A 22861-nucleotide genomic window follows, 5' to 3' on the forward strand; every position below is an offset into this window, starting at 1 on the left:
CCTGCGCGATCACAGCCCTGCGCCCTCCTCCAGGCCCAGCATCAGGTTGAGGTTCTGCACCGCCGCGCCGGACGCGCCTTTGCCGAGGTTGTCGAGCTGGGCGACCAGCCGCGCCTGCGTGCCCGACGCGTTGCCGAACACGAACAGCCGCATGCGGTTGCTGCCGTTCAGCGCCTCGGGGTCGAGGGCGGCGACATAACCGGCCGCCCCGGCGCGGGTTCTCTGGAGCTCGGCGCACTCGGCGCCGCTGGCCACCTCGACGAAGCGCTCGCCGGCGTAGGCGGCCTGCAGCGCCACATGCAGCTCCGAGGGATCGGGCTTGCCCGGCATCGCCCAGAGCTGGAGGGGCACCTCGACGATCATGCCCTGGGCGTAGCGGCCCACCGCGGGCGCGAACAGCGGCGGATGGGTCAGGCCGGCATGCACCTGCATCTCCCCGAGGTGCTTGTGCGCCAGGGTCAGGCCGTAGGTGCGGAAGGCGTCGTTCGTGCCGGCGGGCGGCGCCTGGCCCTCGAACTCCTCGATCAGGCCGCGGCCGCCGCCGGAGTAGCCGGAGATGGCGTTCACGGTCAGCGGGAAGTCGGCCGGGATCAGGCCGGCGGCCACCAGCGGTCGCACCAGGCCGATGAAGCCGGTGGGATAGCAGCCCGGATTGCTCACCCGCCGGGCGGCGGCGATCGCCTGGCGCTGGTCCGCGGCCATCTCGGCGAAGCCGTAGGCCCAGTCCGGATCGACCCGGTAGGCGGTCGAGGCGTCGACCACCCGCACGGTGTTCGACCGGATCATGCCCACGGCCTCGCGCGCCGCGTCGTCCGGCAGGCAGAGCACCACGGCGTCGACGCCGTTCAGCAACTCGGCGCGGGCGGCCGGATCCTTGCGCCGCGCCGGATCGATGGAGACGATCTCCAGGTCGCCGCGGCGATCGAGCCGCTGGCGGATCTGCAGGCCGGTGGTGCCGGCTTCGCCGTCGATGAAGACTGTGTGGGCCATGAGCTGGGTATCCAGACAAAGAGAAAGGGCGCTCCGGTTTCCCGAAGCGCCCTTGTCCGTAACGCGAGTTTTCGCGCGCGGTTAGCGCTTCGAGAACTGGAAGCTGCGTCGGGCCTTGGCCTTGCCGTACTTCTTCCGCTCCACGACGCGGGGGTCGCGGGTCAGGAGGCCGTGCGGCTTGAGGACCGCGCGCAGCCCGGGCTCGTAATAGGTCAGGGCCTTGGAGATGGCGTGGCGGACGGCGCCGGCCTGGCCGGAGAGGCCGGAGCCTTCAACCGTGCAGACGACGTCGAACTGGCCGGCGCGATCGGCCAGCTGCATCGGCTGGGCGATCATCATCCGCAGCACGGGACGCGCGAAATAGATCTCCTGGTCGCGGCCGTTGATGGTGATCGTGCCCTTGCCCGGCTTGATCCAGACGCGGGCGATGGCGTTCTTGCGCTTGCCCGTGGCGTAGGAACGGCCCTGGGCGTCGATCTTCGGTTCGCGGACGATGGTCTCTTCAGCGGCGGTGCCGAGGCCCTTCAGGGCGTCGAAGCCTTCGCCGGCGGTGTTCGGGGATTCCGACATCTGTCCTACGCGCTCCGCACGTTCTTGGCGTTCAGATCGGCGAACGCGATGGTCTCGGGGTTCTGCGCTTCATGCGGGTGTTCGCCGGCATTGTAGATGCGCAGATGGGTCAGTTGCTTGCGCGCCAGGGGGCTTTCCTTGGGCAGCATGCGTTCGACGGCCTTCTCCAGCACGCGCTCGGGGAACCGGCCGCCGAGGATCTTCTCGGCCGTGCGTTCCTTGATGCCGCCCGGGTGACCGGTGTGCCAGTAGTAGATCTTGTTCTGCAGCTTGCGGCCGGTGAACTTCACCTTGTCGGCGTTCACGACGACGACGTAGTCGCCGCAATCGACGTGCGGGGTGTAGTCGGGCCGATGCTTGCCGCGAAGACGCATGGCGATGAACGACGCCAGACGGCCGACGACGGCGTCCTGGGCGTCGATCACGATCCACTTCTTCTCGACCTCGGCGGGCTTCAACGAAGCCGTGGTCTTCATCATGGGAGCGATCCGTTAGCTTGGCGGGACAAGATACGCGCGCCCCGAGTTGAGGCGCGGCATATGCCCAGGATGCGGACGGAAGTCAACAGCTCGGATTTCCGAGCTGCGGCAGAAACTACCGTGAAATCCGCCACTTAGCTATTGCGGTAATATCATACCGTGCGAAATGCGCGCTCAGACGCGCCGCACCCGCCAGGCGAAGGCCACCGCCAGGCACAGGGTGAAGGCCGCCATCAGCTGGTGCGCGACCCCCAGGCCGATGGGCACGGCCGTCATCAGGGTGGCGATCCCCAGGCAGGCCTGCACCACCACGGCCAGTGCGACGCCGACGGCCAGCTGCTTGGATTCCGCCGCCAGATAGGTCGAGCGCCAGGCGCTGACCCCGACCAGCAGGGCCACGAGGGTCAGCAGGTAGGCCACCAGCCGGTGATGCAGCTGCACCGCGCCCTGGCTGTGGGCCAGCGTCGCCCAGAGGCTCTGCCCCGCGTAATGGTCCGGCAGCCAATGTCCGTTCATCAGCGGCCAGTCGTTGTAGACCAGCCCCGCCTGGTTGCCGGCCACCAGCGCCCCCAGCAGGATCTGGACGAAGACCAGGGCCACCAGGGCCAGGGCGCGGCGACCCCAGGGGCTGGGCAGGGTCTGGCGGGCCCAGCCCGCCCAGGCGTCCAACGCCGTCCACACCAGCGCGCCCAGCAGGGCGAAGGCCAGGCCCAGGTGGATCATCAGCCGCTCGGGCGCCACATAGACGCGATGCTCCAGGCCGCTGGCGACCATCCACCAGCCGACCAGCCCCTGCAGGCCGCCCAGCACGAACAGCCCGCCCAGCCGCCAGAACAGCCGCTTGGGGATCTCGCGCCGCACCGCGAACCAGACGAAGGGGATGAAGAACACCGCCCCCACCAGCCGGCCGAGCAGGCGGTGCGACCACTCCCACCAGTAGATGGTCTGGAATTGGCCGAGGCTCATGCCGCGGTTGAGCAGCTGGTACTGCGGGATCGACTTGTAGCGGGCGAACTCCGTCTGCCAGTCCGCCAGGCTGAGCGGCGGGATCGCGCCGGTCACCGGCTTCCACTGGGTGATCGACAGCCCCGAGCCGGTCAGCCGGGTGGAGCCGCCGACCACCACCATCGCCAGCACCAGCACGGCGACCGCGAGCAGCCAGATCGCGACGGCGCGCGAGCGGTCGGAACGCAGGAATGAGGTCATGGGCGCCTTTTCGGGGCTGAACTTTGCGCTCGCTAGCCGGAAAAGCCGGGTGCGTCCACGCCCCTGCCCGGCTAAGAGCCGCGGATGTCCGCCCGCGTTCGCAAACTCATCGGCCTGATCGGCATCCTGGTCTTCCTCGGGGCCTATGTGGCGGTGATGTCCCTGCTGTCGGACCACGTCCCCAAATACTGGCTGGCGCAGCTGGCCTTCTACCTGGTGGCCGGCATCGGCTGGGGCGTGCCCATCCTGCCGCTGCTCTCCTGGATGAACCGCGGGCGGTAAGGGTTTTGGGGATTGCGGCCACGCGGACCTGCCGCCTATAAGGCGCGCCTCGCCGCCAGGCCTCGGAGCGTAGCGCAGCCTGGTAGCGCACTTGACTGGGGGTCAAGGGGTCGCAGGTTCAAATCCTGTCGCTCCGACCAGCGGCCGGCGGCGAGACTTCTTCAGAATTTCGGGCATTTGCGCCGACCGCGCGCTAGCGCTCTTGTTCGAAAGGCGCTTCCACTAGGCGATCCGGGGTACGAGTCTGGGCAGGCGAAACCGACCCCTCGAAGTCCTCGATTTCGCGCTAGGTGTGTCCCTCGGTCCGCTATGAGATGCCCAAGATGCGCGCGGCATGTTCAATCCAGCCGAACGCGGTCGGGTTTTCCTTTGCTAGCCGAAGCAGCACCTCGCCAATGCTATTGAGGAAAGTCTTCAAGGCGGAGTTCGCAACCAGCTCCGTTCTTTCTGAAAGGGCTTTGGTCGCACCTCTCATGGCGGCCTCACGTTGCCGCATCAGAAAACGCACCGCTTCCGAAAGGATGTTGCGCGCAGAGGACGCGGTTCCCGCAATGTCCTCGTCGCTCTTGGCGTCGTTCGCCACGACAGCCTTGGCGTATTCTCGGACCCCTTCATCTGCGACTTCGCCGCCCGCCTCATCAATACGGAGGAATACCTCGTCCAATGCGAGTGCGTATGAAGACGAGACCCCCCTGCCCCAGTTCATCCTTTCGGCATTGTCGATGAACTCGCGCCACGCCGGAAACTGGGAAAGAAGAAGGTTCAGATGCAGAAAGAACGGAGAGAATTCATTCGCAACCGCGTCACTCAGTTCTTCTTTTGATTTTTCATATAAGGACCGAAGCGCCTCTCCATCGAGAGCTAATTGGGTTACATCGGCAACAGTTCTGATGCTCCCGTCCTTAACTCTTTCGAGGTGACCAGCTATGCGTTCGAGTTTGCGCTGAGCCCCCGGAACCCAGTTGGATAGATTGCCTGCGCTGCAGATATCATCGATCAAGTTAAGAAGATGCTGGCTGCTAGCTTCGATCGATTTCTCATCCGAGACGAACTCAGCGTGAAGCTCAACTCTGGCCAGCCGACCATATTCAACACGCACATTCAACGGTGCGGCCGTTTGCTTGGGAACTATTTGAGAAATCAACTCTTCTTCTGTCTCGCTCGCCTTCGCGATCGCGAACCGCAAGAAATCGTTTGCCTCTCTCAACGTAATTGTCCGGTCTCGCGCCGACTCAAGCCTCACTTCGCTCCATCGGTCGAAGCGTTCTGCCGCGTGGGGCACCGAGGTCCCCGCGCTCTCTCTGAAGAACGACAGCACAACATCTGTATTCAAATATGGGCGGCGAAACTCAGACAGGTTGAAGGCGGTTGCGTATCTTTCAGGACCAAAGACAACCCAAGGCGCTTGCTTACTGTCATGATTTACGATGTGCGCCAAGGCGAGCAGAAAGGTCGTGCCTTCAAGCGCATCAAGACTGAGAACCGTCCCCCCGCCGCCACTACCTAACCCAAGAGTAATTGCGTCTATTGAATCTCGCAGGGCAGAAAGTAGGTAAATCGCATCTGGATACGCGTCGCGAAATCGTGAGATGTATGTATCGGCCGACAGTTGACTGATCTTCGCCAGACGTTTGCCGTCCTGCAGGATAGATTCCGCGTCGCGATTAAAGCGCAGTGCGTCATGAATCTTGTAAGATGATATCTTAGTCGAAGTGACCGTGTTGAACGATGGCGACCTAGGGTCAAGGCGTTTTGCGTTCTTGAACGTAGGTGGCAGTTCAAAGCTACCTAGCAGTTCGTCATAGTCGCGGCCGAATACGTAAATTCCTCGCCCCGCGATTTTTGGCAGGGAATAGGGTTGCCACTTGGCTTCGAATTGGTCCCGAGCATAGCTTAGCTGAAATCCGGGGTGGCTGACTCGTTTCAATATTCGCCTTCTCGCAAGCTCGACTCAGCAATTTCCAAGGTATGTAAGCTCTGCAGTGAATGAGCCCTTGCCCAGTGCGTCAACCGGCTGAGCTCCTTTCACGCCAGAAAACTGGACCTACCCACCCTCGCGACGTGCTTGCCGAGGGCGTCGCTCCGACCAGCGGCCGGCGGCGAGACTTTTCTCTTTCAGGGCTTCAGCAGGGCGTCGAGCCGGCGCTTGATGGCTTCGAGGTCGTGCAGGGCCTCGCCGAGCCGCTCGCGGGCGGCTGGATCGAGGTCGGGCGCGCCGGCCTCGGCGAAGCCTGCGTCAGGCGGCGGCAGGCTCTCGCCGTCGCCGGCGCCGATCAGGTGCCGCAGGCCCTGCTCGCGGTGCAGGCGCTGGACGCCCTTGATGGTGTAGCCCTCGTCGTGCAGCAGGCGGCGCACGCCGCGCAGCACGGCGATGTCCTGCGGCCGGTAGAACCGCCGGCCGCCGGCCCGTTTCATCGGGCGGATGAAGGAGAATTTGGTTTCCCAGAACCGCAGCACGTGCTGCGGCACGTTCAGCTCGTCAGCCGCTTCAGAGATGGTCCGAAAGGCTTCCGGGCCCTTGGCCACGGTCTAAGGCGCCCTCACCGCGCCAGGGCGCGATCGACCCGCGCCTTCATGACCTGCGAGGCGCGGAAGCCGATCACCCGCCGCGGCTCGATGGCGGCCGGCTCGCCGGTCTTCGGATTGCGGCCCATGCGGGCGTTCTTGGCGCGCACCTGAAAGACGCCGAAGCCCGAGAGCTTGACCTGCTCGCCGACCTCGAGGGCCGTGGCCATCAGCTCCAGCACGCGCTCGACGAGCTCGCCGCAATCCTGGCGGGTCAGCCCGACCTCTTCGTGCACGGCCTCGCAAAGATCCGCCCGCGTGACCGTCGCGCCCTTCATCGTCGCCCCGTTCCCCGTAACGATGCTGTTCATGCCAATTGATTGTCCCATCGTGTCAAAGACTTCAAGGGCCAGTTTCGCAAGGGGGTTAAGGGGCCTGCTAAAGGCGCAGGACGCAAGCCCCCCAGGTGAGTCCGCCGCCCATGGCTTCCAGCAGCAGCAACTGGCCCGGCTTGATGCGCCCGTCAGCGACCGCGGTGTTCAGCGCCAGCGGGATCGAGGCGGCCGAGGTGTTGGCGTGGTCGGCGACGGTGGTGATCACCTTGGCGTCGTCGATGCCGCAGCGGCGGGCGACCCCTTCCAGGATCCGCAGGTTGGCCTGGTGGGGGATGAACCAGTCGACCTCGGCCACGTCGATGCCGGCGTCGGCCGCCGCGGCGTTGATCGCCTCGGAGATGTTCACCACGGCGTGGCGGAAGACCTGGTTGCCCTGCATGCGCAGGTGGCCGATCTGGCCGCTGGTGGAGACCCCGCCGTCCACATAGAGCAGGTCCTGCTTGGTGCCGTCCGCCCGCAGGGCGAAGCCCAGGAGGCCGCGGTCGGCCGTCGTCCCCTCGCCTGCCTGCGGCTCCACCACGACCGCGCCGGCGCCGTCGCCGAACAGCACGCAGGTGCCGCGGTCGGTCCAGTCCATCAGCCGCGTCATGGTCTCCGCCCCGATCACCAGGGCGCACTTGGCGCGGTTGCGGGCCACGAAGCCGTCGGCCACCGACAGGGCGTAGACGAAGCCGGAGCACACCGCCTGCACGTCGAAGGCGATGCCCACCGGGCAGCCGAGCTTGCGCTGCACGATGGTGGCGGTGGCCGGGAAGGTCAGGTCGCCCGTGGTGGTCGCCACCACGATCAGGTCGACATCCGCCGGGGTGCGCCCGGCGGCCTCCAGCGCGCGGCGGGCGGCGGCCACGGCCAGGTCCGACACCGGCTGGTCGTCGGCGGCCCTGTGGCGCTGGCGGATGCCCGTGCGCTCGACGATCCAGGCGTCGGAGGTGTCCACGATTTTCGCCAGATCGTCGTTGGTCACGACCTGATCCGGCAAGTAGCCGCCGACCCCGGTCACCACGCTACGCAAGACCTGGGTCACTTAGGCGACTCCATCGAGGGGGCTCCATCGGCCGCGGCGGCTCCGTCAGCGGGCGCCGGTTGGGCGTCGGCGAGCGCCGCCGGCAGCCGTCTCATATTGCGTTCGATCTCCGCCGCGAAGCCGCTTTGCGCCAGATCGACCGCGACACGTAGCGCCTGGGCGAAATCGCGCTCGCTGGCCCCGCCATGGCACTTCAGCACGATGCCGTTGAGACCGAGCAGCGGCGCGGCCGGCGGCGGGCTCAGGCGGTCGCGGAACTTGCGGAGCGACGGCCGGGCCAGGAGCGCGCCCAGGCTGGCCCCCAGGCTGGAGGTGAGCGCGGTGCGCAGCTCGTTGCTCATGAACCGCGCGGCGCCCTCCATGGCCTTCAGCGCCACGTTGCCGGTGAAGCCGTCGGTGACGATCACGTCCACCGCCCCGCGGGTGATGTCGTCGCCCTCCACGAAGCCGCGGTAGTCGAGGTCGAGCTTGCCCTCGCGCAGCACGCGGTGGGCCTCGCGCACCTCCTCGTGGCCCTTCATCTCCTCGGAGCCGACGTTGAGCAGGCCGACCGTGGGCCGGGGCACGCCGTGGGCGGCGCGGTGGAAGGCCTCGCCCATGATGGCGAACTCCACCAGGCGCTCGGCGTCGCAGTCGACGTTCGCGCCGACGTCCAGGAAGGTGGTGACCCCGCGCTCGTGCGGAATGCTGGCGACCAGGGCCGGGCGCTCGAGATCGGCGCTCATCCGCAGGATCAGCTTGGAGATCGCCATCAGGGCGCCGGTGTTGCCGGCCGAGACCGCGGCCACCGCCTCGCCGTCGCGGATCGCCTCCACGGCGTTCCACATGGAGGTGCCCTTGCCGCGGCGAAGCGCCTGGGCGGGCTTCTCGTCCATGCCGATCACGCGCTCGGCGTGGCGGACATCGGCGCGCTGCAGGACCGCCTTGTGCCGCGCCAGCTCCGGGGCGAGCGCGCCCTCGTCGCCGTGCAGCAGGAAACGGACGTTGGCCGGGACGATGGCCAGGGCGTGCGCCACGGCGGGGATCACCACGGACGGCCCGTGGTCTCCGCCCATGGCGTCGATGGAAATCACCAGAGTTTCGGTCAAGACGGCGCTTGGTCCTTCGGCGGCCCGGAGCCTCGGTTCAGAGACCCGAAAACTCGTAGGTTCTTATAGTTAAGCCATCTCCAACGCCGAACCTGTCGCGGGCTGGAAGCGGCATGCCGGAATCGAGCAGACGATACGCCCGGCCCCTGGCAATGCAAACTGTGGCGGAGCTGGGCTAGGGCTTGGAATCCTTCAGGCCCTTGAGGACCGCAAACGGCGAGACCTCCTCCGTCGGCGGCGCGTAGTCGAATTCGACGCCGGGCTTGCGCGGGAACGGATCGATCTCCAGCGCCAGGGCCTCGACCAGATAGGCGCCCACGTCGATCTCGTCGATGTCCAGGACGTCCGGCGGATCCGGCGATTCCAGATCGAATTCGACCTCGGTCATCTCGTCGCTGATCGCATGCGGACTGCCGCGGGGGACGACACGCACCTCGACCTGGCCGGCCAGCGGCTGCTCGAAGGGGTCCAGCGACACCGAGCAGGTCTGCTCGACCACGGCCTGGAAGCGGCCGGTGATCTCCGCCCCGTCGAACCACGGGTTGACAGTGAGCTCGGCGCTGAGCGCCGGCAGGCCGATCAGGTCGAGCTCGCGGGCGATCCGCGCCCGCGCCTCGGCGTCGGGCTCGAGGCGCAGCCGCACGGGGCCACGGCCGAGTTCGTGCAGCTTCACGGGCTTGGGCCAGCCGTCGCTCATGGGGTTTTCCAATCCACCTGGCCCTCGAGCAGCTGCTCCAGCGGCCGCGCCGCCAGATGCGCCCGCTGGCCGGTGACATAGGCCGAAAGCGCCGGGGCGCGGCTCTCGGGCGCGTCGGCATAGACGGTGCGCGCCAGCAGGGCCTCCAGATCGGCGGTGGCCGGCAGGGCGGCGAAGGCGGCGGTGTAGGACTTCACCCGGCCGAAGAAGGCTTCGCCCAGCCGGCGCATCTTCTTGCCCACGGACAGGTCGCCGACCCCCATCTCGCGCAGGGCGTGGTCCAGCGCCTTCACATAGGTCTCGTACAGGGCCTGCGAGGTCTCCTGCGCCTGCGGCCCCTGCCCGTTCAGGCGATCCAGCAGCAGCACGACGTGCAGGGTGTAGATCTCGAATCGGCCCTCCACCGTGTCCGGCGCGGCGAACCCGTCGTAGAGCGCCGGCGAGCGCGACTGCTCCACCGCCGAGGCGTAGAGGGCGCGGCCCATCGCCTGCGCGGGCCTCGTACGGAACAATCGATTGAGCATCGTGGCCTCTATTTCGCCAGAAGGCGCGGCTAAAGCCGGCATTGAACTAAGGGGCGGCGAGCGATAGGTCAAAGCCCACAGAGCCAGGAACGGGTCCTAATCCGCACATGTTTCGTCGCGCAGCTTCCGCCGCCATCGCCGCAGGCCTGCTGGCCTCAACCCTGGCCGGGTTGGGCGCGTGCGCGCCGATCACCACCTATTCCGGCTTCCAGGCGATCGAGTCCAACCCCAAGGACGTGAAGGTCGGGACCGACACCAAGTCCACCGTGCGCGGCAAGCTGGGTTCGCCCTCGGCGACCTCCACCTTCGATCCCAACGTCTGGTTCTACATGAACCAGATCAAGGAGCGGGTGGCGTTCCGCCGGCCGCACGTGGTCGCCCGCAGCGTCACCGCCATCACCTTCAACAAGGACAACGAGCAGGTGGAGAGCGTGAACAACTACACGCTCAAGGACGGCAAGGTGATCGCCTTCAACAACCGCGAGACGCCGACCCGCGGCCGCGAGATGACCGTGCTCGAGCAGCTGCTCGGCACCGTCGGCCGCGGCAGCATGCTGCCGCCGCAGGACGAAGGGGTGCCGGGCACCCGTCCCGGCGACCAGCGCTAACCGCTCACCGACCGCCAACGAAAAACGCCCCGGAGATCGCTCTCCGGGGCGTCTTCTTGTCAGCCTGGCGATCCGATCAGTGGATCACCCCGCGCGCCAGCACCGCCAGCAGCAGCAGGGCGACGATGTTGGTGATCTTGATCATCGGGTTCACGGCGGGACCGGCCGTGTCCTTGTAGGGGTCGCCGACGGTGTCGCCGGTCACCGCCGCCTTGTGCGCGTCGGAGCCCTTGCCGCCGAAGTGACCTTCCTCGATCAGCTTCTTGGCGTTGTCCCAGGCGCCGCCGCCCGAGGTCATCGAGATGGCGACGAACAGACCGGTGACGATCACCCCCATCAGCATGGCGCCGAGGCAGGCGAAGGCGTCGGACTTGCCGGCGATGGCCTTGATGACGAAGAACAGCAGCACCGGCGAAACCACCGGCAAGAGGCTGGGCACGATCATCTCGCGGATCGCCGCCCGGGTCAGGATGTCGACGGCGCGGCCGTACTCCGGCTTCACCTCGCCGGTCATGATCCCGGGGTTTTCCCGGAACTGGCGCCGGACCTCGGCCACGACCGCCTCGGCCGCCCGCCCGACCGCGGTCATCGACAGCCCGCCGAACAGGAACGGCAGACCGCCCCCGAACAGCAGGCCGACCACCACGTAGGGGTTGGAGAGGTCGAAGGCCACCGCGCCCAGGCCGTCGAAAAAGGAGCCCGGCGTGGCGTTGGCCGCGAAGTATTTCAGGTCCTCGGTGTAGGCGGCGAACAGCACCAGCGCGCCGAGGCCCGCCGAACCGATCGCATAGCCCTTGGTCACCGCCTTGGTGGTGTTGCCCACCGCGTCGAGGGCGTCGGTGGAGACCCGCACCTCGGCTGGCAGGCCGGCCATCTCGGCGATGCCGCCGGCGTTGTCGGTGACCGGGCCGAAGGCGTCCAGCGCGACGATGAAGCCGGCCAGCGAGAGCATGGAGGTGGTGGCGATGGCGATCCCGAACAGGCCCGCCAGGTTGTAGGTGACGATGATGCCGATGATGATCGTCAGCGCCGGAAGCGCCGTCGACTCCAGGGACATGGCCAGGCCCTGGATGACGTTGGTGCCGTGGCCCGAGACCGAGGCCTTGGCCACCGACTTCACCGGACGATAGCCGGTGCCGGTGTAGAACTCGGTGATCACCACGATGGCGGCGGTCACCGCCAGGCCGGCGACGCCGCACCAGAACAGGTTCATGCCGTCGAAGGTGCGGTTGCCGACCGTGACGACCCCGGGGACCATCCTGTTGGTCACCCACCAGATGGCGCCGATGGACAGCACCCCGGTGACGATGAGGCCCTGGTAGAGGGCGCCCATGATGTTGCGGCTCTTGCCCAGCCGGACGAAGAAGGTGCCGATGATCGAGGTCAGGATGCAGACGCCGCAGATCGCCAGCGGCAGCAGCATCATATTGCCGACCACGTCCGTGCCGCGGAAGAAGATCGCCGCCAGCACCATGGTGGCGACGGTGGTCACCGCATAGGTCTCGAACAGGTCCGCGGCCATGCCGGCGCAGTCGCCGACGTTGTCGCCCACGTTGTCGGCGATGGTCGCGGCGTTGCGGGGATCGTCCTCGGGGATGCCGGCTTCGACCTTGCCGACCATGTCGCCGCCGACGTCGGCGCCCTTGGTGAAGATGCCGCCGCCCAGACGCGCGAAGATGGAGATCAGCGAGGCCCCGAAGCCCAGCGCCACGAGGCTGTCCACCACGTCACGGCTGGTCGGATCGTAGCCGAGGCCGGAGGTGAGGATGGTGAAGTAGACGGACACGCCCAGCAGGGCCAGGCCCGCCACCAGCATGCCGGTGACCGCGCCGGAGCGGAACGCCATCGAGAGGCCCTTCTCCAGGCCTTCCGACGCCGCCTGCGCGGTGCGCACGTTGGCCCGCACCGAGATCAGCATGCCCAGGAAGCCGGCGAGGCCGGAGAGCACGGCCCCGATGGCGAAGCCCAGGGCCGCAAGCGGACCGATCAACAGGGCGACGATGATCAGGATGACGACGCCGACGATGGCGATCGTGGTGTACTGCCGCCGCAGGTAGGCTTGCGCCCCTTCCTGGATGGCTGCGGCGATCTCCTGCATGCGCGCATTGCCGGGCGAGGCCCGGAGCAGCGCGGCGGACTGCACGGCGCCGTAAAGCACAGCTAGCAGGCCGGCGATGATCACCAGCGTAAGCGTAAGACTCATAAAAAGCGCCCCTTTGCGATTGCGCGGAGGGGGGCCGGCCGCCGTCGCTATCCGGCCGCCGGCTGTTTCCCAGCCCCTGGTTTCCCCCAGTTCCGGGACGCTCTTGAGCGGCGGCCCGGCCTAAGACCGGCGAAGGTGCCAAGGATTGCCGGTGTACGCAATGTCCCGCGCACCACGGGTCTCTCAGGGGAGCGGCGCGGGCGCGGGCCTGGGGGTCGGCGCGCGCCGCCGCGGGGCCTGGGACGTCACCACGACGGAACGGATCACGCCGGGACCGGTGATGGCCACCGCCTCGGTCATCAAGGTCGAGGTCAGCTTGTCGACGTTGATCTTCTGGTAGTCGTCCGGCTGCGTGAACGGCGTGCGATGGCCAGCCCGCACCAGGGCGTCTCGGAAGAACGGCTCCTTCTCCCGCCAACGCGAGGGGTTGGCCCCGCTGGTGAGGTTCAGGCGCACGTAGACGAAGACGTAGTTCACCAGCTGGCCGCCGGCCACGATCGGCAGGCCTACCGGCTGGATGTCCACGTACTGGCCGACGTCCTTGGTCGGCGCGCTTTCCGACGCCTCGGCCCGGCCGACGAGCAGGAGGAGCGGGAGGACGCTGAGAGCGATGCGGCGCAGCATCCGGCGACGTTGCGCCGAGAGGAGTTTCCGCAAGGTTGAAGCGCCGCCTTTGCGTGACGCCCTCGGCGAACGGTGGTATTTTACCGCCAACGACAAAAACAGGTGGAGGCCAGGGCCATGTCCGTTTCGCGACGCGAAGCCTCCGTAGCCCTGTTGGCCGCCGCCGGCGTGGGCTTCCTGCCGGGCGGGCTGGCGCGGGCGCAGGTCGCGCCAGCCGAGCCGCCGCCCCCCGACGACGATCCGCCCATCCAGCTCGACACCGCCAGCGACCGCTTCGAGCACATGCTGGCGCCGGTCACCATCAACGACCGCGGCCCGTTCAACTTCCTGCTCGACACCGGGGCCAACATCTCCTGCATCTCCCGCAGCCTCGCCGACCGGCTGGGCCTCGAAGCCGGGCCGCCGGCCCGGGTCCACACCATGGCCGGCGTCCGCACGCGGCCGAGCGTGATCATCCCGCGCCTGCTGGTGGGCGGCCGCAGCCGCCGCACCGTCCGCGCGCCCTCCCTGCCGATGAAGGGCCCGGAGGTCGAGGGCGTGCTGGGCGTCGACTGGCTGAAGGGCCAGCGGCTGGTGCTCGGCTTCAAGGACAAGAGCCTGGAGATCACCCGCTCGCGCAGCGAAACCTCCCAGGACGGGCGCATCGTGGTGCCTGCCCGCCGCCGCATGGGCCAGCTCACCATCGTCGACGCCGATCTCAGCGGGAAGCGGATCAGCGCGCTGATCGATTCCGGCTCGCAGGTGACCATCTGCAACACCCCGTTGCGGAAGGCCCTCGCCGAGACGGACCGGCGACAGGGCCGGGCGTCCGTCCCGGTCCGCGTGGGCCTGGAGACCATCGCCGGCGAAGCCTTCACCGGCGAGCAGTTCTACCTGCCGTTCCTGCGCCTGGGCGGCCTGCACCTGGGCAACGTGCCGGTGGTGCACGCCGATTCCCACGTCTTCGACCTCTGGGGCCTGCAGGACACCCCGGCGATCGTGCTGGGCATGGACCTGCTCACCCAGTTCACCACGGTGGCCCTGGACTTCGGCAGGTCCCAGGTGCGGTTCGACATCGCCTGACCGGGCTCAGCGGCGCGGCGGCTTCTGGTCGTTGCCCGGCCGGCGCGGCTTGATCTTCGGTCGCGGGCCTGCTCCCGGACCAGGGCCAGGGCGAGGGCCAGGGCGAGCGCCTGGGCCCCGCGGCGGGCCGCCGGGGCCGCGCGGCCCGGCGTTCGGGCCGGCGTTCGGGCCTCTGGGCGGCGGACGAGGACCGCGGCTCGGGCTAGGCCCCTGCCCCTTCACCGGCGGCGCGCCGGCCGGCTCGATCCGGATGTCGCCCTCGGCGGCGGCCTTCACCGCCTCGCGGAAGCGAGGCTCGGCCTCCTTGGAGATCTCGAACTTGGTCTCGCGGTCGAAGATGCGGATCTGGCCGATGTCCTTCTTGGTGACGTGGCCCAGCCGGCAGATCAGCGGAATCAGCCACTTCGGATCGGCGTTGTTCTGCCGTCCGATGGTCATCCGGAACCAGGCCGCGTCGCCGCCCTCGTCGCCGGTGACCGGGTCCCAGCGCTTGCCCGGCGGCCGCGGCTCGGGCGCGCGCTGGTCGCGGACGTCGTCGAACATCTCCTCCGGCTCCGGCAGCCGCTGGCGATAGAGGCGGATCAGGGCGGCGGCCACCGCTTCCGGCGACCGGCCCTCCAGGATGCGGCGGGCGAGCGTCAGGTCCTCGTCGGTGGGCGCCTCGGTGAGGATCGGGTCGTCCAGCATCCGCGCCTGGTCCTTGGCGCGGATCTCCTCGGCTGACGGCGGGCCCGACCAGGCCGCCTCGATGCTGGCGCTGTCGAACAGCCGCTCGACGATCCGGCGCTTGTTGTAGGGGGTGACCAGGACGGAGACGCCCTTCTTGCCGGCCCGGCCCGTGCGGCCGCTGCGGTGCAGGAGGCCGGCCTTGTTGGCCGGCAGGTCGGCGTGGATCACCAGGCCCAGGTCGGGCAGGTCGAGGCCGCGCGCCGCCACGTCGGTGGCCACGCAGGCCCGTGCATGGCCGTCGCGCAGGGCCTGCAGGGCGTCGGCGCGCTCCTTCTGGCTGAGCTCGCCGGACAGCGCCACGGCCGAGAACCCGCGCTCGCGCAGGGCGCCGTAGAGCTGCCGCACCCGCTCGCGCGTGGCGCAGAACACCAGCGCGCCGGGGCTCTCGAAGTAGCGCAGCAGGTTGACGACCGCGTTCTCGACCTCGTTCGGCGCGACCCGGATGGCGCGGTATTCGATGTCCCCGTGCGCCTCGTCGCGGCGCAGGGTATCGATGCGCAGGGCGTCCTTCTGGTAGCGCCGCGCCAGGGTCGCGATCTCCTTGGCGATGGTGGCCGAGAACATCAGCGTCCGCCGCTCGGCGGGCGTGGCGTCGAGGATCTCCTCGAGGTCCTCGCGGAAGCCGAGGTCGAGCATCTCGTCCGCCTCGTCGAGGACGACCGCCTTCAGGGCGGAGAGGTCGAGGTTGCCGCGCTCCAGGTGGTCGCGCAGGCGGCCGGGGGTGCCGACCACGATGTGGGCGCCGGCGGACAGCGCCCGCTGCTCGCGCCGGGCGTCCATCCCGCCGACGCAGGTGACGATCTGGCCGCCGGCCCCGGCGTAGAGCCAGTCCAGCTCCCGGCTGACCTGCAGCGCCAGCTCACGGGTGGGGGCGATGATCAGGGCCAGCGGAGCATTGGGACGGCCGAAGCGCTCCGCCGTCCCCAGCAGGGGGCCGGCCATGGCGAGGCCGAACGCCACCGTCTTGCCGGAGCCGGTCTGGGCGGAAACCAGCAGGTCGCGGTCGGGGGCGGCGTCGAGCACCGCGGCCTGAACCGGAGTGGGAGCCTTGTAGCCCTGGGCCGTCAGGGCGCGGGCCAGCGCCGGGTGGGTATCTGAAAAGTCCATCGTATCCTCGTGCGCCACCGCAAGTGTGGCGGACGCGCCAAGGACTCTACAGCGCGACGGATAGCAATAGTCTCATGCGTCAGCCGGCCTCTTTCGTGGCCATTGAGTCGCGCAAAGCATCGTTCTCGGCGCGGATGCGGACCCACAGGATCGAACCGTTGAGCAGCGAGAACACCAGGGCGTAGGCCGGAAGCGCGAAAACCATCGGCAGGACGGCGATCTCGCCCGCCACCACCAGGTAATTTGGATGCGGGAGGAAGCGATAGGGGCCGCGCCGCACCGGCGGCTCGCCCGGCAGGGTGATGATCCGCGTGGTCCAGCGGTCCCGGAGCGAGGCCAGGACCCATATCCGCAGGCCTTGCAGGACGATGTAGACCGCCAGCCACGGCAGGCTGGCGGGCCGGTTCCAGGCCAGCGCCCACAGCCCGGCCAGCCAGGCGGCGTGCAAGCCGACGATGATCGGATAGTGCTCCGCCCCGGTCTCCACCGCGCCGCGCGCCAGCAGCCGGCGGGTGTTGCGCCGCGCCAGCGCCAGCTCTCCGAGGCGTTGGAGGGTCACCAGGGCCAGGATCAGGATCGAGAAGGTCATGCCGCGCGCAGGGTCACAGTGCTGGCCGTGAATCCGGGGCCCAGCGCCGCCAGCACAGAGCGCCTGGGCAGGCCGGCCCGGCGGGCGCGGTCCAGCACATAAAGCACGGTCGGCGCCGACATGTTGCCGTGGTCGGCCAACACGGCGCGCTCGTGATCCAGCGCGCCCTGACCGAGGTCGAGCGCGGATTCCAGCGCCTCGATCACCTTCACCCCGCCGGGATGGCAGATGAAGCGGTCGACGGCGTCGACCTCGAGGCCCTGCCCCGCCAGCATCGAGTCCATGGCCGGCCGCAGGTGCTTGCGGGCGAAGGGCGGGATGGCCTGGGCGAAGATCACGCCCAGCCCCTCGGGATCGACCCGCCAGCCCATGATGTCGAGGGTGTCCGGCCAAGTGTGCTCGGCCGCGCCGACCACCTCGGCGAAGCCCTCCGCCCCAGCCCGGAGCACGCAGGCCGCCGCCCCGTCGCCGAACAGGGCGGTCGCGACGATGTCGGCCTTGGAAAGCCCGTCCATGCGGAATGACAGGGTGCAGAGTTCGACACAGACGAACAGCACCCGCTTGCCGGGCTCGGCGGCGGCCAGACGGGCGGCGAGCGCCAGGCCGGTCGCCCCGCCGGCGCAGCCCAGGCCGAACACCGGGACCCGCGCGGCGTCGGACCGGAACCCCATGCGGCCCATGGCGCGCGCCTCCAGGCTTGGCGTGGCGATGCCGGTCGAGGAGACGGTGACGATGATGTCCACCTCCGCCCCGGTCAGGCCGGCCTCGTCCAACGCCCGCCGGGCGGCCTGTTCGAACAACTCCACGGCGACCCGGGTGTAGGCTTCCATCCGCTCGGGCCAGCCGCGCGGCTTCAGGTACCACTCCATCGGCATGGCCGACTGGCGCGTGCGGATGCCGACCGTCTGGAACACCGGGGCCATGCGGTCGAACTGCGGGAACCTGTCCTGGAGGACGGCGCGGGCGACCTCCGCCACCTCGGTCTGCAGCAGCTCATGCGGCGGCGACGCCGTCGCCAGCGAGATGAGCCCGACGGGCGTGGACATGGGAAACTCCGAGCGCGACTGCGCCGAACCGCAACCCGGTCGGGGCGTGCGGGTTCCGAACTCTCGCTCAGCCGTGACGCCAGCCGCCGAGGCCGGCGTCGACGATCCGGCCTGCCTGGCGCACCTCGACGCCCGTCCCGGCCACCACCTCGCCGATCACCGTCAGGCCGGGGATGGGGGCCGCCGCGGCGCAGACCACCTCGTAGTCGTCGCCGCCGGTGGCGAGCTTCACCAGGCCCGCGCCCCGGTCGGCCTGGCCCGCCAGCCAGCCCGCGGCCGCCGCGGAGAGCGGCATCCGGTCGAGGTCGACCCGCAGGCCCACGCCGCTGGCGCGGGCGATATGGCCGGCGTCGGCGATCAGCCCGTCGGAAACGTCGGCGGCGGCGCTGGCCTGGGCGCGCAGGGCGTCCCGAAGATCGAGGCGCGGCGTCGGCAACTGGTAGCGTGGCAGCAGCCGGCCGCCGGGATCGGCCAGTTCGCCCAGCGCTGCGGCGAGGCCCAGCACGCCATCGCCGATGACCCCGCTGACCATCACAAGGTCGCCGGGCCGTGCACCCGCCCGGCGCACCATCCGCCCCTCCGGGACCCAGCCCAGGGCGGTCAGGCTGGCGGTGAGCGGGCCGGGCGTGGAGACCGTGTCGCCGCCCAGCAGGCTGACGCCGAACGCGTCGAGGTCCTCGCCCAGGCCGGCGGCGAAGGCGGCGCGCTGTTCAGGCGTGAAGCCGGTCGGCCAGGCCACCGCCAGGAAGGCGGCGAACGGCTCGGCGGCCTTGGCGGCCAGGTCGGAGAGGTTCACCCGCAACAGCTTGCGCGCCACCAGGTCGGGGCGCTCGCCTGTCGGGAAATGCACGCCCTCGACCACGGCGTCCTTGGTGACCACCAGGTCGAAGCCCGGCCGCTGCGGCACGACCGCGGCGTCGTCCAGCAGGTCGAAGGCCCCCGCCGCCCCGCGCGTCAGCGGGCGGAAGAGCCGTTCGATCTCGCCGAATTCGTCAGCTCCGGACATCCTGCGCCACAGCGTCCAGGGCGCCGTTCACGAAGCCGGGCTCCGGGCCCTCGAAGAAGGATTTGGCGAGTTCCACGTACTCGTCGATGACCACCTCGGTGGGCACGTCGTCGCGATGGGCGAGCTCATAGGCGCCGGCCCGCAGGATGGCGCGCACGGTGGCGTCGATCCGCTCCAGCTTCCAGCCCTGCGCCAGCCGCTTGGCGACGGCGGCGTCCACCTCGCCCTGGTGGCCCACCACGCCGCGCACCAGGTCGGCGAAGAAGGCTTCGTCGGCGGCGGCCAGGGTCATGTCCTCGACGTCGCGGTCGAAGCGGTGCTCGCTGAACTCGCGGATCACCGTCTCGGCCCCCGCGCTGGAGACCTCCATCTGGTAGAGCGCCTGCACGGCGGCGAGCCTGGCCACCGAACGCGCCTGGCGGACCGGAGCGGTCATCGCTTGCCGCCCATCAGCTGCTGCTTCAATTCGATCATGGTCAGGGCCGCGCGGGCCGCGCCGCCGCCCTTGTCGCCCTCGCTCGGCCGGGCCCGCGCCCAGGCCTGGGCCTCGTCCTCGACGGTGAGCACGCCGTTGCCGATCGCCAGCCGCTTGCCCACGGTCAGGTCCATGAGGCCGCGGGCGGACTCGTTGGAGACGATCTCGAAATGATAGGTCTCGCCGCGGATCACCGTGCCGAGCGCCACGTAGCCGTCGTAGGGCACGCCGCCGGCCGGGCGATGGCCGCCCTCCTCCGCCAGCGCGATGGCGCCGGGGATCTCCAGGGCGCCGGGCACGGTGACGACGTCGTACTCCGCCCCGAAGGCGTCGAGCGCGTCCGCCGCCCCCTTGAGGAGCTCGTCGGCCAGGTCGGAATAGAACCGCGCCTCCACGATCAGGATGCGGATCTTGTCGTCGCTCATGGGAAGCGCAGCCCTTTCGGAGAGGTCGGGCGAAGCCTTTAGGCCGTTTCGCGCCAGCGGGCGAGATACCGCGCCAGCATATCGATCTCCAGGTTCACCCGCGTCCCCGGTTTCAGCTCGCCCAGGGTGGTCACGTCCCAGGTGTGCGGAATGAGGTTTATGCCGAACAGGTCGTCCTCCACCTCGTTGACGGTCAGGGACACGCCTTCGACGGTGATCGAGCCCTTGGGGGCGATGAAGCGGTGCAGCGGCCGGGGCGCGCGGATGACCACCCGGTGCGAGCCGCCCTCGGCTTCGACGGAGACGACCTCGCCGAGACCGTCCACGTGGCCGGAGACGATGTGGCCGCCGAGCTCGTCGCCGACCCTGGCGGCGCGCTCCAGGTTCACCCGCCGGCCGGGCGTCCACTCGGACAGGGTGGTCAGGGACAGGGTCTCGCCGGACACCTCCACCGCGAACCAGCTCTCGCCCTTCTCGACGACCGTCAGGCAGACGCCGGCGTTGCTGATCGAGGCGCCGAGGTCGATGGTCGAGAGGTCAAAGCCGGTCTCGATCTCGAAGCGGCGGTCGCGGTTGGTGTCGCGGACGGCGCGGACGCGGCCCACGTCGGTGACGATGCCGGTGAACATTCAGATCCTCTCGTAGCGCTCCCAAAGGTCGTCGCCGAGTTCGCGGACCTCCGTGCGCCGGAAATGGGGCGCGTCGGCCAGACCGGCAATGGCCAAGGCGCCGACGCCGGGCCGGCCTTCGCCGCCGATGACGATCGACGCGCGGAACCACTCCAGGGCGTCCACCAAGCCGCAGCGAAGGAAGCTGGCGGCCACCTGCCCGCCGCCCTCCACGAACAGCCGCGACAGGCCCTCGCCGGCCAGTGTCTCGACGACGGTCTTCAGTTCCGGCCGGTCCTCGCCCACGGCGCGGACCTGCAGCACCCGGACGCCGGCCTCGACGAGCGCCGGATCAGGTTCGGTGGTCGAGACCAGGAAGGTCGGGATGTCGCGCGCGGTGCGCACCAGCTTGCACTCGGCCGACAGGCGCTGGCGGCTGTCCAGCACCACCCGGGCCGGCTGCGGGCCGTTGTAGCCGGGGGAGCGCACCGTCAGCTCCGGATCGTCGGCCAGCGCGGTCTCGACGCCCACCACCACCGCGTCGTGCTCGGCGCGCAGCCGGTGCACCGCGTCGCGCGCCGCCTCGCCGGTGATCCAGCGGCTTTCCCCCTGGGCGGTGGCGATCCGGCCGTCGAGGGAGGTGGCCAGCTTCAGGGTGACCGGCACCGCCTAGACCCCGGGCTCGATCTCGTTCAGCCCTTCCTCGCCCAGGAAGCGGGCGAAGTCCTGGGTCTCGCGGAAGTCGCGGTAGACCGAGGCGTAGCGGACGTAGGCCACGTCATCGAGCACCTTCAGCTGCTGCATGACCAGCTCGCCGACGGTGGAGGACGGCAGCTCGGTCTCGCCCATGCTCTCCAGCTGGCGGGTGATCGCGGAGATCATCCGCTCCACCCGCTCCGGCTCGATCGGCCGCTTGCGGATGGCGATGGCGATGGAGCGGGCGAGCTTGTCGCGCTCGAACGGGGTGCGCCGGCCCGAGCGCTTGACGATGGTCAGTTCGCGCAACTGCACGCGCTCGAAGGTGGTGAAGCGGCCGCCGCACTCCGGGCACAGCCGCCGTCGACGGATCGCCGCGCCGTCCTCGGACGGGCGGGAATCCTTCACCTGGCTTTCTTCGCTACCGCAGAACGGGCATCGCATCATGTAGCCCCTTTGCGGCCAATAAACGCTATTAGCTGTAGATGGGGAAGCGCTTGGTGAGGGCCAAGACTTCGGCGCGCACCTTGGCCTCGACGGCGCTGTTGTCGCCGCCGGCCGCGACGCCGTCCAGCACCTCGCCGATCCACTTGCCGACCTGGCGGAATTCGCCGGGGCCGAAGCCGCGGGTGGTGCCGGCCGGAGAGCCGACGCGCAGGCCCGAGGTCTGCATCGGCGGCAGCGGGTCGAAGGGGATGCCGTTCTTGTTGGTGGTGATGCCGGCGCGCTCCAGCGCCACCTCGGCGTCGGCGCCGCTCACGCCCTTGGGCGTCAGGTCCACCAGCATCAGGTGGCTGTCGGTGCCGTTGGAGACGATCTTGAAGCCGGCGCTCTGCAGGCTGTCGGCCAGCGCCCGGGCGTTCTCGATCACCTGGCGGGCATAGAGCTTGAACTCCGGCCGCAGGGCCTCGCCGAACGCCACCGCCTTGGCGGCGATCACGTGCATCAGCGGACCGCCCTGCAGGCCGGGGAAGACCGCGGAATCGATCTTCTTCGCCAGCTTCTTGTCGTTGGTCATCACCATGCCGCCGCGCGGGCCGCGCAGGGTCTTGTGGGTGGTGGTGGTGACGATGTGGGCGTGCGGGAACGGGTTCGGATAGACCCCCGCCGCGATCAGGCCGGCGTAGTGGGCGATGTCGCACATCAGCACCGCGCCGACGCTGTCGGCGATCTCGCGGAAGCGCTTGAAGTCGATGGCGCGCGAATAGGCCGAGCCGCCGGCGATGATCACCTTGGGCTTCTCGGCCTCGGCGACCTCGGCGGCCTGATCATAGTCGATCATGTGGTCCTGCTGGCGCACCCCGTAGGCCACCGGCCGGAACCACTTGCCGGACTGGTTGACGCTCTTGCCGTGGGTCAAGTGCCCGCCGGCCGCCAGGTCCATGCCCATGAAGGTGTCGCCCGGCGACATGGTGGCCATGAACACCGCCTGGTTCGCCTGGCTGCCGGAGTGCGGCTGGACGTTGACGAAGTCGCAGCCGAACAGCTGCTTGGCGCGCTCGATGGCCAGGCGCTCGGCCTCGTCGACGACCTCGCAGCCGCCGTAGTAGCGCTTGCCCGGATAACCCTCGGCGTACTTGTTGGTGAGCACCGAGCCCTGCGCCTGCAGCACCGCGCGGGAGACGATGTTCTCCGAGGCGATCAGCTCGATCTGGTCCTGCTGGCGCTTCAGCTCGCCGGCCAGGAACTGCGCCAGGTCCGGATCGCTCTCGGCGACGCCCTGGTTGAAGAAGTCGTCGGTGGACGGCTGGGCTTGCACGTGGAGGGTCAAGGGCGAAGCCTTTCAGTGAGGGCGTGGAGAGTCGTTGGGGCGACGAAGAGCGCTGTTTACCCCCAAGTGCGCGACCTTCCAACGGCCGGAACCAATCTCTCGCTTTCGGCGTTCCACGCTAGCCCATGGTGCACGTAGCGCGCGCCAGCGGC

General features: G+C 69.1%; 26 protein-coding genes and 1 tRNA gene. 4 read left to right on the forward strand and 23 right to left on the reverse strand.

The features are described 5' to 3' along the window. Nucleotides 1–9: 9 nt before the first annotated feature. The 4 genes from argC to DJ021_RS16165 form a co-directional block, all read right to left on the reverse strand. On the reverse strand, nucleotides 10–990 hold the full coding sequence (gene argC, locus DJ021_RS16150; RefSeq protein WP_111458517.1) for an N-acetyl-gamma-glutamyl-phosphate reductase: 981 nt from the start codon (nucleotides 988–990) through the stop codon (nucleotides 10–12). 81 nt (nucleotides 991–1071) lie between these two features. After that, nucleotides 1072–1560, reverse strand: coding sequence for a 30S ribosomal protein S9 (gene rpsI, locus DJ021_RS16155; protein WP_111458518.1), 489 nt, complete (start codon nucleotides 1558–1560; stop codon nucleotides 1072–1074). 5 nt (nucleotides 1561–1565) lie between these two features. Then, on the reverse strand, nucleotides 1566–2039 hold the full coding sequence (rplM, locus tag DJ021_RS16160; RefSeq protein ID WP_111458519.1) for a 50S ribosomal protein L13: 474 nt from the start codon (nucleotides 2037–2039) through the stop codon (nucleotides 1566–1568). Nucleotides 2040–2213: 174 nt separating this feature from the next. After that, nucleotides 2214–3245, reverse strand: coding sequence for a COX15/CtaA family protein (locus DJ021_RS16165; RefSeq protein WP_111458520.1), 1032 nt, complete (start codon nucleotides 3243–3245; stop codon nucleotides 2214–2216). An 84-nt stretch (nucleotides 3246–3329) separates the two neighbouring features. Between DJ021_RS16165 and DJ021_RS16170 the strand changes: the two genes are divergently transcribed. Both DJ021_RS16170 and DJ021_RS16175 read left to right on the forward strand, forming a co-directional pair. Next, on the forward strand, nucleotides 3330–3527 hold the full coding sequence (locus DJ021_RS16170) for a DUF2842 domain-containing protein (RefSeq protein WP_111458521.1): 198 nt from the start codon (nucleotides 3330–3332) through the stop codon (nucleotides 3525–3527). Nucleotides 3528–3590: 63 nt separating this feature from the next. After that, nucleotides 3591–3667: transfer RNA gene (locus DJ021_RS16175), tRNA-Pro, on the forward strand. A gap of 167 nt (nucleotides 3668–3834) precedes the next feature. Here DJ021_RS16175 and DJ021_RS18745 read toward each other — a convergent pair. The 7 genes from DJ021_RS18745 to DJ021_RS16205 form a co-directional block, all read right to left on the reverse strand. Beyond that, nucleotides 3835–5454, reverse strand: coding sequence for a hypothetical protein (locus DJ021_RS18745; protein WP_133255041.1), 1620 nt, complete (start codon nucleotides 5452–5454; stop codon nucleotides 3835–3837). Nucleotides 5455–5642: 188 nt separating this feature from the next. Next, nucleotides 5643–6053: a MerR family transcriptional regulator gene (locus tag DJ021_RS16180; protein WP_111458522.1), complete on the reverse strand. Its 411-nt coding sequence runs from the start codon at nucleotides 6051–6053 to the stop codon at nucleotides 5643–5645. A 14-nt stretch (nucleotides 6054–6067) separates the two neighbouring features. After that, nucleotides 6068–6370, reverse strand: coding sequence for an integration host factor subunit alpha (locus DJ021_RS16185; RefSeq protein ID WP_111458523.1), 303 nt, complete (start codon nucleotides 6368–6370; stop codon nucleotides 6068–6070). 100 nt (nucleotides 6371–6470) lie between these two features. Then, complete coding sequence (locus DJ021_RS16190) at nucleotides 6471–7451, reverse strand: beta-ketoacyl-ACP synthase III (protein WP_165837245.1); 981 nt, start codon at nucleotides 7449–7451, stop codon at nucleotides 6471–6473. After that, on the reverse strand, nucleotides 7448–8539 hold the full coding sequence (gene plsX / locus DJ021_RS16195) for a phosphate acyltransferase PlsX (RefSeq protein ID WP_111458524.1): 1092 nt from the start codon (nucleotides 8537–8539) through the stop codon (nucleotides 7448–7450). Before plsX ends, DJ021_RS16190 begins: the two co-directional genes overlap by 4 nt. A gap of 175 nt (nucleotides 8540–8714) precedes the next feature. After that, complete coding sequence (locus tag DJ021_RS16200; protein WP_111458525.1) at nucleotides 8715–9236, reverse strand: YceD family protein; 522 nt, start codon at nucleotides 9234–9236, stop codon at nucleotides 8715–8717. Continuing rightward, complete coding sequence (locus DJ021_RS16205; RefSeq protein WP_111458526.1) at nucleotides 9233–9760, reverse strand: ubiquinol-cytochrome C chaperone family protein; 528 nt, start codon at nucleotides 9758–9760, stop codon at nucleotides 9233–9235. The genes DJ021_RS16200 and DJ021_RS16205 overlap by 4 nt, the downstream gene beginning before the upstream one ends. Before the next feature lie 107 nt (nucleotides 9761–9867). On the opposite strand from DJ021_RS16205, the gene DJ021_RS16210 reads away from it, so the two are divergent. Beyond that, complete coding sequence (locus DJ021_RS16210; protein ID WP_111458527.1) at nucleotides 9868–10368, forward strand: outer membrane protein assembly factor BamE; 501 nt, start codon at nucleotides 9868–9870, stop codon at nucleotides 10366–10368. Between the two features lie 76 nt (nucleotides 10369–10444). Here DJ021_RS16210 and DJ021_RS16215 read toward each other — a convergent pair whose 3' ends face one another. Further along, a complete protein-coding gene (locus DJ021_RS16215) occupies nucleotides 10445–12571 on the reverse strand; it encodes a sodium-translocating pyrophosphatase (protein WP_111458528.1) in 2127 nt (708 codons plus the stop codon). A gap of 183 nt (nucleotides 12572–12754) precedes the next feature. After that, nucleotides 12755–13228 (reverse strand): hypothetical protein, encoded by a 474-nt coding sequence (locus DJ021_RS16220; protein ID WP_133255042.1) that lies wholly within the window; start codon nucleotides 13226–13228, stop codon nucleotides 12755–12757. 84 nt (nucleotides 13229–13312) lie between these two features. Here DJ021_RS16220 and DJ021_RS16225 point away from each other — a divergent pair, with 84 nt between their 5' ends. Further along, the gene (locus tag DJ021_RS16225) at nucleotides 13313–14257 is read left to right on the forward strand and encodes a retroviral-like aspartic protease family protein (protein WP_111458530.1); all 945 of its coding nucleotides are present in this window, start codon (nucleotides 13313–13315) and stop codon (nucleotides 14255–14257) included. A gap of 6 nt (nucleotides 14258–14263) precedes the next feature. On the opposite strand, the gene DJ021_RS16230 is transcribed toward DJ021_RS16225, so the two are convergent. The 10 genes from DJ021_RS16230 to glyA form a co-directional block, all read right to left on the reverse strand. After that, nucleotides 14264–16093 (reverse strand): DEAD/DEAH box helicase, encoded by a 1830-nt coding sequence (locus DJ021_RS16230; protein ID WP_111458531.1) that lies wholly within the window; start codon nucleotides 16091–16093, stop codon nucleotides 14264–14266. Between the two features lie 79 nt (nucleotides 16094–16172). After that, nucleotides 16173–16682, reverse strand: a complete 510-nt coding sequence (locus DJ021_RS16235; protein WP_111458532.1) for an isoprenylcysteine carboxyl methyltransferase family protein — start codon at nucleotides 16680–16682, stop codon at nucleotides 16173–16175. After that, nucleotides 16679–17728: a type III polyketide synthase gene (locus DJ021_RS16240; RefSeq protein ID WP_111458533.1), complete on the reverse strand. Its 1050-nt coding sequence runs from the start codon at nucleotides 17726–17728 to the stop codon at nucleotides 16679–16681. The genes DJ021_RS16235 and DJ021_RS16240 overlap by 4 nt, the downstream gene beginning before the upstream one ends. 67 nt (nucleotides 17729–17795) lie before the next feature. Further along, entirely contained in the window at nucleotides 17796–18734 is a 939-nt protein-coding gene (gene thiL / locus DJ021_RS16245) for a thiamine-phosphate kinase (protein ID WP_111458534.1), read from the reverse strand. After that, on the reverse strand, nucleotides 18721–19170 hold the full coding sequence (nusB, locus tag DJ021_RS16250) for a transcription antitermination factor NusB (protein WP_111458535.1): 450 nt from the start codon (nucleotides 19168–19170) through the stop codon (nucleotides 18721–18723). The genes thiL and nusB overlap by 14 nt, the downstream gene beginning before the upstream one ends. After that, nucleotides 19167–19634 carry a 6,7-dimethyl-8-ribityllumazine synthase gene (gene ribH / locus DJ021_RS16255; RefSeq protein ID WP_111458536.1) on the reverse strand — a complete coding sequence of 156 codons (468 nt, stop codon included), beginning with the start codon at nucleotides 19632–19634 and terminating at the stop codon, nucleotides 19167–19169. The genes nusB and ribH overlap by 4 nt, the downstream gene beginning before the upstream one ends. A gap of 38 nt (nucleotides 19635–19672) precedes the next feature. Further along, nucleotides 19673–20263: a riboflavin synthase gene (locus DJ021_RS16260; protein ID WP_111458537.1), complete on the reverse strand. Its 591-nt coding sequence runs from the start codon at nucleotides 20261–20263 to the stop codon at nucleotides 19673–19675. After that, nucleotides 20264–20908, reverse strand: coding sequence for a RibD family protein (locus tag DJ021_RS16265; protein WP_111458538.1), 645 nt, complete (start codon nucleotides 20906–20908; stop codon nucleotides 20264–20266). 3 nt (nucleotides 20909–20911) lie between these two features. Next, nucleotides 20912–21382 (reverse strand): transcriptional regulator NrdR, encoded by a 471-nt coding sequence (nrdR, locus tag DJ021_RS16270; protein ID WP_111459148.1) that lies wholly within the window; start codon nucleotides 21380–21382, stop codon nucleotides 20912–20914. A gap of 31 nt (nucleotides 21383–21413) precedes the next feature. After that, complete coding sequence (glyA, locus tag DJ021_RS16275) at nucleotides 21414–22709, reverse strand: serine hydroxymethyltransferase (protein WP_279386495.1); 1296 nt, start codon at nucleotides 22707–22709, stop codon at nucleotides 21414–21416. Nucleotides 22710–22861 lie beyond the last annotated feature (152 nt).

The organism is Phenylobacterium hankyongense, assembly GCF_003254505.1.
GTDB classification, from domain to species: domain Bacteria; phylum Pseudomonadota; class Alphaproteobacteria; order Caulobacterales; family Caulobacteraceae; genus Phenylobacterium; species Phenylobacterium hankyongense.

What these genes read in the sequence shown, in the direction of transcription:
- thiL (WP_111458534.1), bottom strand. Translation starts at nt 18,734, where the DNA reads ATGTCCGGAGCTGACGAATTCGGCGAGATCGAACGGCTCTTCCGCCCG.
- DJ021_RS16165 (WP_111458520.1), bottom strand. Translation starts at nt 3,245, where the DNA reads ATGACCTCATTCCTGCGTTCCGACCGCTCGCGCGCCGTCGCGATCTGG.
- DJ021_RS16240 (WP_111458533.1), bottom strand. Translation starts at nt 17,728, where the DNA reads ATGTCCACGCCCGTCGGGCTCATCTCGCTGGCGACGGCGTCGCCGCCG.
- DJ021_RS16235 (WP_111458532.1), bottom strand. Translation starts at nt 16,682, where the DNA reads ATGACCTTCTCGATCCTGATCCTGGCCCTGGTGACCCTCCAACGCCTC.
- rplM (WP_111458519.1), bottom strand. Translation starts at nt 2,039, where the DNA reads ATGATGAAGACCACGGCTTCGTTGAAGCCCGCCGAGGTCGAGAAGAAG.
- DJ021_RS16205 (WP_111458526.1), bottom strand. Translation starts at nt 9,760, where the DNA reads ATGCTCAATCGATTGTTCCGTACGAGGCCCGCGCAGGCGATGGGCCGC.
- ribH (WP_111458536.1), bottom strand. Translation starts at nt 19,634, where the DNA reads ATGAGCGACGACAAGATCCGCATCCTGATCGTGGAGGCGCGGTTCTAT.
- DJ021_RS16260 (WP_111458537.1), bottom strand. Translation starts at nt 20,263, where the DNA reads ATGTTCACCGGCATCGTCACCGACGTGGGCCGCGTCCGCGCCGTCCGC.
- nrdR (WP_111459148.1), bottom strand. Translation starts at nt 21,382, where the DNA reads ATGCGATGCCCGTTCTGCGGTAGCGAAGAAAGCCAGGTGAAGGATTCC.
- DJ021_RS16170 (WP_111458521.1), top strand. Translation starts at nt 3,330, where the DNA reads ATGTCCGCCCGCGTTCGCAAACTCATCGGCCTGATCGGCATCCTGGTC.
- DJ021_RS16185 (WP_111458523.1), bottom strand. Translation starts at nt 6,370, where the DNA reads ATGAAGGGCGCGACGGTCACGCGGGCGGATCTTTGCGAGGCCGTGCAC.
- nusB (WP_111458535.1), bottom strand. Translation starts at nt 19,170, where the DNA reads ATGACCGCTCCGGTCCGCCAGGCGCGTTCGGTGGCCAGGCTCGCCGCC.
- argC (WP_111458517.1), bottom strand. Translation starts at nt 990, where the DNA reads ATGGCCCACACAGTCTTCATCGACGGCGAAGCCGGCACCACCGGCCTG.
- DJ021_RS16200 (WP_111458525.1), bottom strand. Translation starts at nt 9,236, where the DNA reads ATGAGCGACGGCTGGCCCAAGCCCGTGAAGCTGCACGAACTCGGCCGT.
- DJ021_RS16210 (WP_111458527.1), top strand. Translation starts at nt 9,868, where the DNA reads ATGTTTCGTCGCGCAGCTTCCGCCGCCATCGCCGCAGGCCTGCTGGCC.
- rpsI (WP_111458518.1), bottom strand. Translation starts at nt 1,560, where the DNA reads ATGTCGGAATCCCCGAACACCGCCGGCGAAGGCTTCGACGCCCTGAAG.
- DJ021_RS16230 (WP_111458531.1), bottom strand. Translation starts at nt 16,093, where the DNA reads ATGGACTTTTCAGATACCCACCCGGCGCTGGCCCGCGCCCTGACGGCC.
- DJ021_RS16215 (WP_111458528.1), bottom strand. Translation starts at nt 12,571, where the DNA reads ATGAGTCTTACGCTTACGCTGGTGATCATCGCCGGCCTGCTAGCTGTG.
- DJ021_RS16225 (WP_111458530.1), top strand. Translation starts at nt 13,313, where the DNA reads ATGTCCGTTTCGCGACGCGAAGCCTCCGTAGCCCTGTTGGCCGCCGCC.